Source organism: Bacillus sp. RC252 (assembly GCF_044909215.1).
GTDB classification, from domain to species: domain Bacteria; phylum Bacillota; class Bacilli; order Bacillales; family Bacillaceae_G; genus Bacillus_A; species Bacillus_A mycoides.
Genome location: NZ_JBIYDV010000031.1, coordinates 1 through 14,208 on the forward strand (window position 1 = coordinate 1; position 14,208 = coordinate 14,208).

At 34.7% G+C, this 14,208-nt stretch carries 13 protein-coding genes and 2 pseudogenes; 2 read left to right on the top strand and 13 right to left on the bottom strand.

The features are described from left to right. Nucleotides 1–129: 129 nt before the first annotated feature. The 7 genes and pseudogenes from ABH960_RS27890 to ABH960_RS27920 all read right to left on the bottom strand — a co-directional run. Nucleotides 130–258, bottom strand: a pseudogene (locus tag ABH960_RS27890) (DinB family protein); the annotation flags it as partial. 149 nt (nucleotides 259–407) lie between these two features. After that, nucleotides 408–907 (bottom strand): annotated as a pseudogene (locus ABH960_RS27895) (GNAT family N-acetyltransferase). A gap of 531 nt (nucleotides 908–1,438) precedes the next feature. Then, nucleotides 1,439–2,815 (bottom strand): sensor histidine kinase, encoded by a 1,377-nt coding sequence (locus ABH960_RS27900; RefSeq protein ID WP_098169107.1) that lies wholly within the window; start codon nucleotides 2,813–2,815, stop codon nucleotides 1,439–1,441. Nucleotide 2,816: 1 nt separating this feature from the next. Beyond that, nucleotides 2,817–3,494 carry a response regulator transcription factor gene (locus ABH960_RS27905; RefSeq protein ID WP_000781971.1) on the bottom strand — a complete coding sequence of 226 codons (678 nt, stop codon included), beginning with the start codon at nucleotides 3,492–3,494 and terminating at the stop codon, nucleotides 2,817–2,819. A 159-nt stretch (nucleotides 3,495–3,653) separates the two neighbouring features. Beyond that, a complete protein-coding gene (locus tag ABH960_RS27910; RefSeq protein ID WP_003190353.1) occupies nucleotides 3,654–4,493 on the bottom strand; it encodes a YitT family protein in 840 nt (279 codons plus the stop codon). A 350-nt stretch (nucleotides 4,494–4,843) separates the two neighbouring features. Beyond that, entirely contained in the window at nucleotides 4,844–5,113 is a 270-nt protein-coding gene (locus ABH960_RS27915; protein WP_002128109.1) for a 2TM domain-containing protein, read from the bottom strand. 215 nt (nucleotides 5,114–5,328) lie between these two features. Further along, nucleotides 5,329–5,970, bottom strand: a complete 642-nt coding sequence (locus ABH960_RS27920) for a hypothetical protein (RefSeq protein WP_404449636.1) — start codon at nucleotides 5,968–5,970, stop codon at nucleotides 5,329–5,331. Between the two features lie 312 nt (nucleotides 5,971–6,282). Between ABH960_RS27920 and ABH960_RS27925 the strand changes: the two genes are divergently transcribed. Together ABH960_RS27925 and ABH960_RS27930 are read left to right on the top strand one after the other, a co-directional pair. Further along, nucleotides 6,283–7,314, top strand: coding sequence for a S66 family peptidase (locus ABH960_RS27925; protein ID WP_404449638.1), 1,032 nt, complete (start codon nucleotides 6,283–6,285; stop codon nucleotides 7,312–7,314). A 359-nt stretch (nucleotides 7,315–7,673) separates the two neighbouring features. Further along, complete coding sequence (locus ABH960_RS27930; RefSeq protein ID WP_404449640.1) at nucleotides 7,674–8,510, top strand: CPBP family glutamic-type intramembrane protease; 837 nt, start codon at nucleotides 7,674–7,676, stop codon at nucleotides 8,508–8,510. A gap of 118 nt (nucleotides 8,511–8,628) precedes the next feature. Here ABH960_RS27930 and ABH960_RS27935 read toward each other — a convergent pair whose 3' ends face one another. The 6 genes from ABH960_RS27935 to ABH960_RS27960 form a co-directional block, all read right to left on the bottom strand. Next, on the bottom strand, nucleotides 8,629–9,006 hold the full coding sequence (locus ABH960_RS27935) for a hotdog family protein (protein ID WP_404449642.1): 378 nt from the start codon (nucleotides 9,004–9,006) through the stop codon (nucleotides 8,629–8,631). A gap of 86 nt (nucleotides 9,007–9,092) precedes the next feature. Then, nucleotides 9,093–10,340 (bottom strand): DUF1015 domain-containing protein, encoded by a 1,248-nt coding sequence (locus ABH960_RS27940; RefSeq protein ID WP_404449644.1) that lies wholly within the window; start codon nucleotides 10,338–10,340, stop codon nucleotides 9,093–9,095. Between the two features lie 13 nt (nucleotides 10,341–10,353). Continuing rightward, a complete protein-coding gene (locus ABH960_RS27945; protein ID WP_404449646.1) occupies nucleotides 10,354–11,526 on the bottom strand; it encodes a 3-phosphoglycerate dehydrogenase family protein in 1,173 nt (390 codons plus the stop codon). 12 nt (nucleotides 11,527–11,538) lie between these two features. Continuing rightward, nucleotides 11,539–12,621 (bottom strand): 3-phosphoserine/phosphohydroxythreonine transaminase, encoded by a 1,083-nt coding sequence (gene serC, locus ABH960_RS27950; RefSeq protein ID WP_404449648.1) that lies wholly within the window; start codon nucleotides 12,619–12,621, stop codon nucleotides 11,539–11,541. Nucleotides 12,622–12,830: 209 nt separating this feature from the next. Beyond that, complete coding sequence (locus ABH960_RS27955) at nucleotides 12,831–13,022, bottom strand: DUF378 domain-containing protein (RefSeq protein WP_002084566.1); 192 nt, start codon at nucleotides 13,020–13,022, stop codon at nucleotides 12,831–12,833. A gap of 88 nt (nucleotides 13,023–13,110) precedes the next feature. Continuing rightward, nucleotides 13,111–14,178 (bottom strand): glycoside hydrolase family 113, encoded by a 1,068-nt coding sequence (locus tag ABH960_RS27960; RefSeq protein WP_404449650.1) that lies wholly within the window; start codon nucleotides 14,176–14,178, stop codon nucleotides 13,111–13,113. Nucleotides 14,179–14,208 lie beyond the last annotated feature (30 nt).

Consider the following 14,208-nt stretch of genomic DNA (forward strand, 5'->3'; position numbering starts at 1 on the left):
TTTGATCGAAATCAGGGATTTTGTCTATGTTTGTTGATTATAGTTTATTTCCAAAGCACTACACTACATTTAAAAATCTAAGTTTTATTCAACAAGAGCGCCCTTTAATGGAATAACTAAAACGTTCAGTTAACGATTTGATGGCCATGCCCTCTGTATCTTCCTTAATTGAATAATTCGGCCTGTATGATAAGCATCATGAAGCATGGTGTCCAGTAATTTACCCTCAAATGAATTTTGTTCAAGCTCTTTTTCGGAAAAGGTAAAGCCTGTATCGTTGATTACCAAGTAATCGTTGATACAGGCTTTTTTAATTTTTGTTCAACTAACACATGCGTTAGTTCAATAAGATTTTATTAATCTCTGTCCTATATTCATCTTCATCAAATACGAATTAAGGTATTAAATTACATATCATAAGGTTCAAGCTTCAAAATAAATTCTTCAACATCCTTGCCTCTTGCGTTGGAAAAACCCTTATCTTCAGAGATGATTTTAAACCCGCATTTTTCCAATACCCTGATGGAGGCGAGGTTATCTTTAGCGGAACGAGCATAAAGTGGGCGTATCTTAATATACTCCAGAAACTCTGACAACGCTAAAGTTGCAATACCATGACCCCAATATTCCTTCCCAATCCAGTAGCTTACTTCGGGTTCGCCGAACTGTTCAAAGTTCGAGACGTGTCCAGTGACAATGCCATTGAATAATATAGTCTTAATTGTAATAGTCTCGTCAGCAATATTTTTTTCCAATGGTCAAAAAATGCGTCCTTATCAGTGGGGTCTTTAGCTGTAAAAGCAGCCATATAGTTCGCCGTTGAATCTAGTTGTTGTTCGAAAAAGATAGGAAGATCTTCCTCTATGATATCTCGTAGCTTCACTTCGCTTTTGCTAATGGATTCCATATAATTGACAAGCTCCTTAACATATTTTTGAATATAAATTCTTCAAAGTTTAGAGAAATTCCTTCTTCAACTATGCCAGTTAGTTGAATTAAAAAGTTTATTTATTGGCCAATGGTATAAAGTCCAAGTTTTCATCCCTAAGATAGTACATTGTCCCATTATCTGTTTGTGCTTCTCTAATGGATACAACCTCATGCTATTTATCCTTTATTTTTTTGCTTAAGGGATATTGTCATTTAGCTACTAACTCCTTTAAATACTTAAAGTCAAGGTCCTCGCACCAAGGCTACGTCCTCCACCATAAAATAATATACCTAATTTCATAGATTATCTATTATGACTATGTATTTTAAATTTATCTGTTTAGATAAAAAAAGATAGTAGGGGCATTCACCCCTTACTATCTTTACTATTGATATTTATGTATCTTTAAATATATAAGTGATGTACTTTTTTGATATTATGTGTGACATTGAATACACGTTACTACAATGATAATCATGATGTACATTCACATTTCTTCTTTTTCATTTATTTCGGAAGCTCAACCCGAACAGTCGTCCCTTCCCCTTTCGTACTATATACCGAAACGGTTCCTTGATGCAGTTCAACAATTTTCTGCACAATTGATAACCCTAAACCGCTACCTTCTACGTTTCTCGCTCTTGCTGTATCTACTTTGTAAAAACGATCAAATATACGATCCATTTCTTCTTTTTCCATACCAATTCCGTTATCTGATATAGAGATTATAACGCTAGATTCTAATTCTTCTACAACAAATTCAACGGTTCCGCCATCGTTTGAAAACTTAATGCTATTCGTAAAAATATTACTCCATACTTGATGAAGTAAGTTTTCATCACCTTTTATGACGATGTTTGGCACATCAAACTCAACAGCGATATCTTTTTCCCGCCATTTCCATTCGAGCATAAAAATGACGTCTTTAATTTGCTTTTGTAAGTGAAACTCTTTCATTTGTAGAACTTTCTCTTCTTTATCTAATGAAGCAAGCGTAAGTAACTGTTTACATAAACTAGACATCCGCTTACTTTCACCCTCAATAATTTTCAAGTAACGTTTTCTTTCCTCTTCACTCATATTCTCCGATTGTAATGTTTTCGAAAAACCTTGTATCGAAGAAAGTGGAGATTGGAATTCATGAGAAACGTTAGAAACGAACTCTTGTCTCATTTGGTCTAATTCTTTAATGCTCTTTGTCATTTTTTGAAAATTAGTCGCTAGTGTACCAATTTCATCTTTTCGATTTTCATCTAATTCGATATCATATTCACCACTTGCAATCTTTTGAGTCGCTTTCGTAAATGTTCGAATAGGACGAACAATATACCCTGCTGCAATCGCTATAAAAATGATACTTAATACAACGATGAAACCGAGTAATACCGCTAGAAAAATTCTCATCTCGCCGAATTGTTGCTGAATATCAGGGCGAATGAATAAAGCGTACTGTTTATCATCGTGTTTTAGCGGTACACCGACACTATTAATTAATTCATTATCGAAAAATCCTGTAATAAACAAGCGGGTTGGATATGTGGAAACGCCATTAAACGTTTCACCTTGCAATACTTTATGAACGGTATCATCACTAATTGTTATCTTACGAAACGCATTCCCAATACGCTTTCCATGATTTTCGTCATCTACAATATAAATTTCATACCCTAACTTCGCAATAGACTGTAAGTATGCCTCTTTATTCTCTTCACTTTGCTTTTCATATAATGATTTTACTTCTTTAGCATACATTAAAATCTTTTCACTATTGTACGGTTTTAACTTCACTTGATAATATACGTTCGTTAATAAAAAACCGATAATACTACTAAGAAGCATAATACCGACTGTCATAAAAACAAATCTAGAATATAGTGATTTCATTTTATTTCAACTCCAACTTATAACCGAGTCCGCGTACTGTCGTAATTTGAAAATCATCTGTTCGTTTTGAAAAACGATCTCTCAGTCGCTTCACATGAACGTCAACTGTTCGTTCATCTCCTTCAAAATCCATTCCCCATACTAATTCAATTAATTCTTCTCTTGAAAAGGTTCTTCCAGGATAACTAGCAAGTTGTGATAATAATTCAAATTCCTTTAATGGAAGCAAAATCGTCTGACCGTTACACTTCACTTCAAACCCTTTTCGATCAATAGTCGTTCCGTGTAATGTAATAATATCAGCACTAAGCATTTGATAACGGCGCAATAAAGCTTTCATACGGAAAATTACTTCAGCTGGTTCAAATGGTTTTACAATATAATCGTCCGTACCAGAAATGAATCCTTTTTCTTTATCTACTAGCTGATCTTTTGCAGTTAATAAAATAACAGGTATATCATGATACTTCCGGATTTCTTCGCATAACGTATAGCCATCAACAAACGGCATCATAATGTCTACTATCGCAAGATGAATATTTTCTTTCTCTAAAACGCCTTGCGCTACCTTTCCGTCTTCCGCTTCAAAAACTTTAAAGCCCTCTTTTTGTAAATGGTAATGCAATAACTCTCTAATATGTTTATCATCATCAGCTAATAAAATATGTATCATCTTCATTAAACCCTCTCTTGTTCATCCTTCTACATTCTTACATTAAGAAACAATTGTACTTTTTGCAAGAAAAAGAAAAAGAATCTATTTTGAAAAAAATTATTCAAAATAGATTCTTTCGTTTTAGTATTAAGATTATTTTAATAAAAACAATTTCTACTCTTACTAAGCTTTAGAAATATCAACAAATCCTTCTCCGAACACATCACGAACATCGTGTATAGCGATGAACGCAGCCGGATCCGTAGTTTGAACAATCCGTTTTAGCTTCACTACTTCTTGCTTATTAATAACAATATAAAGAATTTCCTTCGGCGTTTTCGTGTAATAGCCATGACCTGAATACACGGTAACCCCTCTGCCCATTAAGGTAGTTACCTTCCCGGCAATTTCATTCGGGTTATCAGAAATAATCGTAATGGCTTTCTTCGGATTTAAACCTTCAATTACAAACTCCATCACCTTCGTTGCTACATATAGCATAATAATTGTTATCATCAGTTTTTCTGCACCAATGATGAAATAAGATGAAAACGCAACAATTAAATCGAAGAACAGTAAACCATAGCTAATGCTCCATCCTAAATATTTATGCGTCATCCTTGCTAAGATGGTAGTACCTGCTGTTGTTCCGCCAACACGAATAATAAGACCAATCCCGCACCCGATAAATATTCCTCCGAAAATGGCATTTACAAGCATTTCATCCGAAGTAATCGTCCAACCTTCTGTCAAATGAAGGAATAGCGAATTCGTAACTACAGCAATAATCGTATAAATTGTTGTGATCTTGTTTAAAAATTTATAACCAGCTATTAACAATATTGCATTTAAAATTAAGTTGACTAAGCCTGGCGACCACTCAAATAAATAGTACGTAATAATCGTGATACCTGTTACCCCGCCCTCACCAAACTCGTTCGGGATAACAAACAAATTGACACCTAACGCAAAAAGAAATGCACCAATAATAATAAAAATAATGTCTGTCGTTCTTTTTTTCATACAGTACCTCACTTCTTATGTAAATATTTATTCTGTCATAAACTCTCACCATTATATCGTGGAATATTCAAATCGAACAGTGGTTTATTTTTATTTTAATATAGGATGATAAAACAACTTTATCCTATATCCACATGTAATTTAAAAAGTAAAACAACTGTATTTATTATGTACTACAAGTAAAGTTTTGATTTCACATGCAATTCACGCTAAAAAATGAATATGAACACTTACTCGCACAAACTTCGAATAAAAAACAAATAGGCGAAGCTATAGAATAGACTTCGCATCAAGCGTGTGAGCACAGAGATTTATATAAATTTTTATATTCATACATTACAGAAATAAATTTACTTATCTTTCTCCATATATTCTTTAATCTTTCGTTCTTCCCACTCTTTTCCGAATATCCCAAATGGAAAAGTTGTCAAACCGTGTATAACGATACCGATCCCCCAACCTCCAAGTGGATATAAAAACCATAATTTGCTTGAATCAGAGCTTATATTTATAAAAAAAAGCATTAAGTTAACTAGTATATAGACCGTTAAATGAATGTAAAACGCTTTTAAATTCTCCATCCTTTTTTTAGCTCGTAAATAAACCTCATCTCGCTCCATCCTTAAACACCTCTTTCATTATTGTATTTTTTAAACTCGCTCCGATTTAAACATCATATTCTAATCGAAAATCCCTTATTCTCAAAAAAATACAAAATAAAAAATACCCATCAAATTGTCATACACATGATAATTTGATGGGTACTGCATGATACATTTAGTTTTTACATTTATTGTTTGGAGTAAATTGCAAATAACGACTTATACTCGCCTTATTAAGACCAGATCCATACATCCTCATTATTTTCAACGTTGCTCTTTACTTCATGAACTTTTTCGATATGATCCGTTGTGTTGTAGTTAATAGAAATTCCGCCCCAGCCTACATACTTCATATCAATTTTCACTTTCTCACCCATATTAAATACTTGTCCCTTCGTTAAGAAAACATCAATAATAGCTTTCTTTCCATTTACTGATGGATACTGAACAATGACATATTTAGTGGAATCGTCTCCCTCATCGTTCATCGTTCCTACTTTTGATACTTCCCCAATCACATAATCAGGAGAACCGTCTTCTTTCATGTGCATACCTAATTTATTTGACGTATTTTCAACTGTATTTGCAATCATATATTCCGTAAAATTACGCATCATAGATCCAGTAGCTTTTACTTCATCCCCTACTTTCACATTTGAAAATGAATCAATATACACACTAACAGGTTCCTCATATTGCTTAGATTTTACGACAATTACACCGTTATCCACTTCTACTACTCGCCCTTCTAACGTCGAGAAATTTGATTCAATAGAAGCGGCACTCGCTTTTGATAGTTCTAATCCTGGTAAATTCGTTCCTGATAATGCTGCGATCCCTAAAGCACCTGCTAAAATTATTTTTTTCATACCCATATGTAACCTCTCCATTCATGATGATTATATTTTTTTGATTGGATACGACCAACCTGTAACTATTATAGTTACAGGTTATAAAAAATAGCAACCACCTTTCGCATGCAATGTTGCATACTGTAATTTTTAAATATAAAGTTTGATAAAAAGATTTATTGTATTTTATTCATATATTCAACAATAGTGTTAGGTTCATAAATAACAGCAGGTGTATTTGTTAATGGTGGCGAAATTAAATGTCATGTACTATGTTCTTCAACTCTACGGTTTGTATAGTCGTAGTTAATTACATTATGTAGGAGCGGAATTAATATGTTAATGAAACCAAAAAGATTACAGCCAGGAGATATTGTGGCGACAGTAAGTTCTTCATGGGGAGGTGCTGGTGATTCTAAGCTAAGATGGCGATATGAGCAAGGAGTAAAAAGATTAGAAGACGTCTTCGGTCTTAAGGTTGTCCCAATGCCAAATAGTTTAAAAGGTAGCGAATACCTTTACAACAACCCTGAGGCTCGTGCAGAAGATTTAATGACAGCATTTAAAGATACTCGTATTAAAGGAATTATTACGAATATTGGCGGTGAAGATAGCATCCGTTTACTTCCTTATATAGATTTTAATGTTATACGCGAAAATCCGAAAATCTTTATGGGCTACTCTGACGATACCGTTTCACATTTGTTTTGTCATAAAGCAGGAATTCCCTCTTTTTACGGTCCAGCAATCTTAACTGATTTTGCCGAAAATGTGGAGATGGATCCATATACAATTGAAATGGTGAATCGAACTCTCTTTTCAAATGAGAATATTGGCGAGATTCAACCAGCTCATGAATGGACGAGTGAGCGTTTAGAATGGATAGAGGCGAATAAGGATCAACGGCGTACGATGCAGCAAAACAATGGATATGAGCTACTTCAAGGCTCTACTACTGTACAAGGGCGTTTAATTGGTGGTTGTATGGAAGTACTGGAATTTGCAAAAGGAACGGAACTTTGGCCTAAGAAAAAACATTGGGAGAATAGTATCCTTTTCTTTGAAACTTCTGAAGACCATCCAGAACCAAGTTATATAAAGTATTGGTTACGAAATTATGCAGCGCAAGGCATTCTACAAAAAGCAAAAGGCATCATTTTTGGTAAACCAAAAGACGAAAAGTATTATGAAGAATATAAACACGAAATACTGAAAGTTATGAAAGAACATAACTTAGAAGATTTGCCGATTCTTTATAATTTAAATTTTGGCCATACCGAACCAAAGTTTATTTTACCTTACGGTGCGATGGCAGAAATTGATTGTGAAAATGAGTCTTTCTCTATTTTAGAAAGTGGTGTGGAATAAAGTGGAAATTTAAATAAGCGTGGGGGTTCCCTCCCCCATCTCAATCAAGCTTAGAGTGTTAAGAAATTATAAATGTTAGGTGTTCTAGAACATGAGGACACCTATGTCTTTGTAATTATTGAATAATCAGTTGCAGTTCGTTACGAATCACCAAAAAAAAATAAATTATCCTTTCCTAATAATTCTACAGAAAGGATAGCTTATTTTTTTGCTTTATAGGTTGTATAAAACCTTAGCTTGATATCGATGTAGCGTGACCCAAAATAGCCGATAACCTACACTAAACAAAATACCAAAATATCCCTTTAAACTGATATAATGAAATATAGAATACTATATAAAACTACAGGAGGCTATTATTGGATAAACTTTTTGATCATATGAAAACAAGGTTCATTTTAATGTGGGCTATTATCTCGTTTGTAATAATGATGTTTATTTTACCTTTATTATTCAAAGAAATTCCTAAAGATGTAAAGTTAAATATCGCTCTTATTATTTCAATTTATGCTATCCCTATGTTTTGGATTGGTTTTAAGTTTAAAAGATATAATATCTCGTTTAAAACTTACTTGTCAAAACCATCTTCCTTTTCTTTTAGAACAATTTTTGCATCAGCAATTATGACTATGCTTTTTGGATTAGGTATGTTATTGCTAATCGTGATGGTATTTTCATTACTACCAACGGACACTTCGTTAGAGGATACAAACGAAATAGTTAAAACAAAAAGCATGTGGTTTGTTTTAATGAAAGCCATAACTCTTTCTTTCATCGCTCCTATCTGTGAAGAAATTTTGTTCAGAGGCTTTATTCTTAGTCGTTTTACGTATAAATTTGGAATAAAAAAGGCAGTTATATTCTCTTCCGTCTGCTTCGGTATTTTACATTTAAATAATGTATTTGGAACCACACTATTTGGGATTATTTCTTGTTTAATGTACTTGAAAACTAAAAGTTTATTCCCTTCTATAATAGCTCACATGGTTAATAATATAATTGTAGCTTCGAGAGATATCTTTTCTGCTTTACAGTCTACAAGCACACCTTCAGCACAACCTGATTTAACTATCATTCTTTTAATATCTACTGTGCTAATAACAATTGGATTAATGTGGATTATCCCTTTTATTAAAAGACATTCAGAACTATTAAGATATAATAGTTTACCACCATTGAAGCACACCACAACTTAATTAAAATTGTTACTATGTGAAGGATTTTTCATTTTGGGTTAATCTGTTTTCTTAGGTTGATGGACAAGGGACCATCAACCACTTTATATCCTTTTCATTCACCCCCTCTGCCTAACCATTACAGAATTATCCCAGAAAAACTCCCCTTCATTACTTCTTTTTCAAGTTGATTCCTACATGTAAATAGCGCAATAATTTTTGTGCGATTTTTTTCATCGGGTTCAAATTGTTCAATGGTTACGTCACAACGAATGGTATCACCGCTAAAGACAGGACGTAAAAATTCAAAGTCCATCTTGCGAGCTAGCACGTTATAATCACCGCCAATTTTTGTAGGCAACGTTGATGTTAAAAGTCCTTGTACAACAAATCGTCCTTGTTCATCCGGTGTAACATGATGAACACCTTCATCTTTAGATACTTCTGTAAATAAAACAACATCTTCTTTTGTAAAAGTTCGCTCAAAGGTGATTTTTTCGCCTACTTGCAATTTCATCCATACCCCTCCTCAAAAACACTTTTAAAATAAGAAAAACCGAAATTAAAAATCATTTCGGTTTTCAAAACTGTAGAAGTCTATATTTACTTTAGCGAATGAACAAACAACCCACTACGAAGTTTCGGTTCAAACCACGTTGATTTCGGCGGCATTACTTCTCCAGCGTCTGCGATTGTTAATAAATCTTCCATTGATGTCGGATATAATGCGAATGCTGCTTTGTATTCACCGCTATTCACAAGACGTTCTAGTTCTTCTAATCCGCGGATTCCGCCGACGAAATCAATGCGTGAATCTGAGCGTGGATCATGTATTTCAAGCACCTGACTTACTAAATGATCTTGTAAAATAGATACATCTAAACGCCTAACAAGATCATTCGCATCAAACGTTTCCTCTTTCACAGTGAGCTTATACCACTTCTCGTTTACATACATTCCAAATGATTTTGGCTCATTTGGTTTATACGGTGAACCCCCTGCTTCTTCCACATAAAAATATTGCGCAACTTGCTTTAAAAATTGCTCTACTGATAAGCCATTTAAATCTTTCACAACCCGGTTATAGTCCCAAATTGATAATTCATCATGAGGGAATAAAACAGATAGGAAGAAATTGAATTCCTCTTCTCCTGTGTAATTCGGATATTGCTCTCTTCGCATTAGCCCTACTTTTGCAGCTGATGCAGAGCGGTGATGTCCATCTGCAATGTACAAGTTAGGAATATCTTCAAATGCCTTTACTAAAGTGGCAATTACTTCTTCATCTGCAATCTTCCACGCAACATGCTCCACACCATCTTCTGCTGTAAATTTATAGATTGGCGCATGTTCTTCTTTCCAGCTTGCAATGAAACGTTTCACTTCTTCTTTTGTACGATACGTTAAAAAGATTGGCCCCGTATTTGCGTCACACACATCTACGTGGCGAATACGATCAAGTTCTTTTTCATGACGCGTTCTTTCATGTTTTTTAATTGTATCATCTTCATACTCGTCAATCGATGTACAAACGACAAGGCCTGACTGCGTTCTTCCTTGCATCGTCAGTTCATAAATGTAAAGCGCTGGCTCCTCATCTTGAACGAACACTTCTTCTTGTATAAATTGCTTTAAATTTTCACCCGCTTTTTCATATACGCGATCATCGTACGGTGAAAGTGCCGGGTCTAAATCAATTTCTGCTTTATCAACGTGTAAGAAAGAATATGGATTCCCTTTTACAACTTCTCTTGCCTCTTCACTATTTAATACGTCATAAGGAAAAGCTGCTACTTGTGCTGCTTTTCCTTCTACTGGACGAATAGCACGAAACGGTCGGATTTTTGCCAAGTTTCTCTCTCCTTTACACAATCATTCGAACAGCTACAACACCTGTGATTTTGCTTATATTTTCCACAATATTCTCTTTCATTATATCATCAATTCCGTTATCAATATCAATCATTGTGTACGCCCAAGAATGTTTACTACGATTAATCATATCCGCAATATTAATATGATGTTCTGCTAAACATCCTGTAATTTGTCCTACCATGTTCGGAACGTTTTGATGCATAATTGTAATTCGTTTTTTTCCAATGTACGGAAGTTCTACGTTTGGATAGTTTACTGAATTACGAATATTACCTGTCTCTAAATATTCACGTAATTGACGTGCAGCCATTACTGCACAATTTTCTTCAGATTCAGACGTAGATGCACCGAGATGAGGAGTTGCTGTTACATTTTTCATCTTTATAACATTTTCATTCGGAAAATCCGTTACGTAATGCTGAATAATCTCTTCATCTAGCGCTTTTCGAAGAGCTGTTTCATCAACAAGTTCCCCTCTTGAGAAATTGAATAGACGCATTCCTTTTTTCATCGTTTCGATCGCGTGTTCACCAATAATCCCCTTCGTTTGGTTCGTAAGAGGAATATGAAGTGTAATATAATCACATGTTGCAAAAATTTCATCTAAGCTAAACGCTCTTTGTACTTGCGTAGAAAGACGCCATGCTGTTTCAACAGATATATACGGATCGTATCCGACAACGTCCATCCCTAAAGATAACGCATCGTTCGCAACTAAAGCACCAATTGCGCCAAGACCGATAACACCTAAACGTTTCCCTGCAATTTCTGACCCAACGAATTGCTTCTTCCCAGCTTCAACAAGCTGTGGTACTTCTTCTCCATCCAACTCTTTCGTCCAGCTCACTCCGTTTATAATATTACGGGAAGACATAATAAGGCTTGCGATAATAAGTTCCTTCACTGCATTCGCATTAGCCCCTGGCGTATTAAATACTACAATCCCTTTTTCCGTACAACGCTCAACAGGAATATTATTTACACCGGCACCAGCTCTTGCAATTGCCTTTAAATCTTCGGAAAACTCTTCTTGATGTAAAGAATAGCTGCGAAGTAAAATACCATCTGGATGACCTACTTTGTCTCCAATTTCATAGCGATTCCCATCAAAAATTTGCAAACCCTTTTCCGCAATTTGATTTAACGTCTGAACACGAAACATATCCCCATCTCCCTATCTATTTTCAAGCTCAAATTCCTTCATATAGTCTACTAATTTTTGTACACCTTGGGTTGGCATCGCATTGTAAACACTAGCGCGCATACCGCCGACTGAACGATGTCCCTTTAGCGTAACGAAACCGCGCTCTTTCGATTTTTGTAAAAACTGATTGTTAAGCTCCTCTGACGGTGTTGTAAACGGAATATTCATAAGTGACCGATACGTGGGATCAACTGGTGAAGTAAACAATTTAGATTCATCTAAAAAATTGTAAAGAAGTGAAGATTTCATTCTATTTTTTTCTTCAATCGCAGATACCCCGCCTTGTTCTTTCAACCACTCTAGTACAAGTTTTGCTACATAAATACTAAAGGTTGGCGGTGTATTATATAGGGAGTTATTTTCACTGTAAGTTTCATAGTTTAACATCGTAGGACAAGTACTATTTGCACTGCCAATTAAATCTCTTTTTATAATTACAATCGTTAAACCCGCTGGCCCTAAATTCTTTTGCGCACCCGCATATATGAGACCAAACTTCGTAACATCATATTGTTCTGATAAAATATTTGAGGACATATCCGCAACGAGCGGTACTCTTTCTAAATGTGGAATATCCACATATTTTGTCCCCTCAATTGTATTGTTCGTTGTAATATGTACATAATCTAGTTCTTCACCATTTGGTAAATCATCCATTTTAGGAATCGTAGTAAACTTCTCTTTTTCAGAAGAAGCAATCACTTGTACTTCTCCTACTTTTCCGGCTTCTTGCAGCGCCTTTTTAGACCATGAACCTGTCAGTACGTACCCAGCTTTTTTATACGTACTCATTAAATTTAACGGTATCATAGAAAATTGTAATGACGCACCGCCCTGTAAAAATAAAACTTCATACTCATCAGGAATGTTCATTAATTCACGAAGTAAGCTACTTGCTTCATCAATAATACTTTGGAAATAAGAAGATCTATGGCTCATTTCCATAACAGACATGCCTGTCCCGTTATAATTTACAAGCTCCTTTTGCACTTTCTCTAAAACTGGCAAAGGGAGTATAGATGGTCCTGCTGAAAAATTATACACTCTCTCCATCACCCAGATAACCTCCCTATTTCTCATTTTTATTATTTTTTAAACTTTCTGAATTATAACCTATATACAATACACGGTCAATTTGTTTTCCGTTATTACGGCGCAAGACGCAATGGAATCGCTTGCATGTGCACCCTGCTTTTTATAAACATACAAAAAAGTGTTAAGTACATAATCGTACTTAACACTCTAGTAATTAAGTATAATAGCTACTTACTCGTAAAGAACCGATCGAAAATTTGATAAATAGCTGAAAGACCAAAGAGCCAATAAATAGTATCCACAAGCGCCGGCATAGAACCAAACCATTTCTCAACTACATTATAATCTAACGCCACAAACAACCAATTCAAACCGCCAAGAATCACCAAAATTACTGTAAGGTATGACAAAAATTTCATTATGATTGCCCCCTAGGTGATAAGATGGTGAAAGGCCTTTCACTAAAATATATGTAATAGATTCTAAAACTTACCTATTTTATAAAATTTATTTTCGATACCAGCCATTAATAACTGTCTCTGCTTCTTTACTATGTATTTGATATGAATGATTACTATCATTAGATCCGATAAACCAAATTGAAAAACCTTTAAAATATGGCTTCGCTTCTAATACATCTCGGTAAGCACGCCACCCGTTAAGTTGTACATCTTTCGAAAACACATTCGTAACATCTGGGTTCCACGGGCTTTGTAGTCCAAGTTCACGTGCTGGCACATTAAATCCACCAAAATAAACTGGCTTTCCAGTTGTTTTATGTAATGTCTCAAGTTGCTGAACGACATTTTGGCCACGATTGTATACTGTCGTCGCAAATAAGCTTTGTTTTACTTCTTCGTATGATGGATTTCTTTTTCCTGAAACTTCAAACCAACTATCAATACTTACAATGTCCACCTTTTTTAAATACGGGCGATTTATTTTCTCTTTAAATTTCGCCTCAAAAGAAGGATCCCAACTTGCAGTTAACCACCAGTTCATTTGATACAAAACATTTCCTTTATACTGCTGGCGAACAAAATTAATCGTATCATTCCAATATCCTTCTGCATATTCCATATTCACGAAATTAGAAGCGATTTTCAGCCCATAAATATTGTACTTACTTGTAATGGAATTAAAAATATCTTGTAAAACAACAGTTTTCCAATTCCAGAAGAAATCGTTAATATTACTAGGGTTCCACTCTGTTTCTCCAATATTTCCTTGCTGAATAAACGGAAACGGCTCCAATATAACTTGTATATTATGCTTTAATAATTCTTGAATTAAAATAATAGCTTGTTTCTTTTGCGCCTGATTAATTACCATATTAGCCGAATTTACATCCGAAATATCTACTTGAATAGGTACATTCACCGTATTTAAATTCAAGCGCTCTACATCTGCTAACACTTTCGCTACATTGCCTACTTCCCATACCGTTACGTTTCCTGATTTTATTTTTCCAGATTGAACAGTATTTACATCCGCCTGTATATTTCCCTGGAAACAAAAAGAAAACAACATGATACACGCTCCTAAAATACTTACTAAACTCTTACTTTTCTTCACAAGTTTCCTCCTATAATTTTTGACATACTT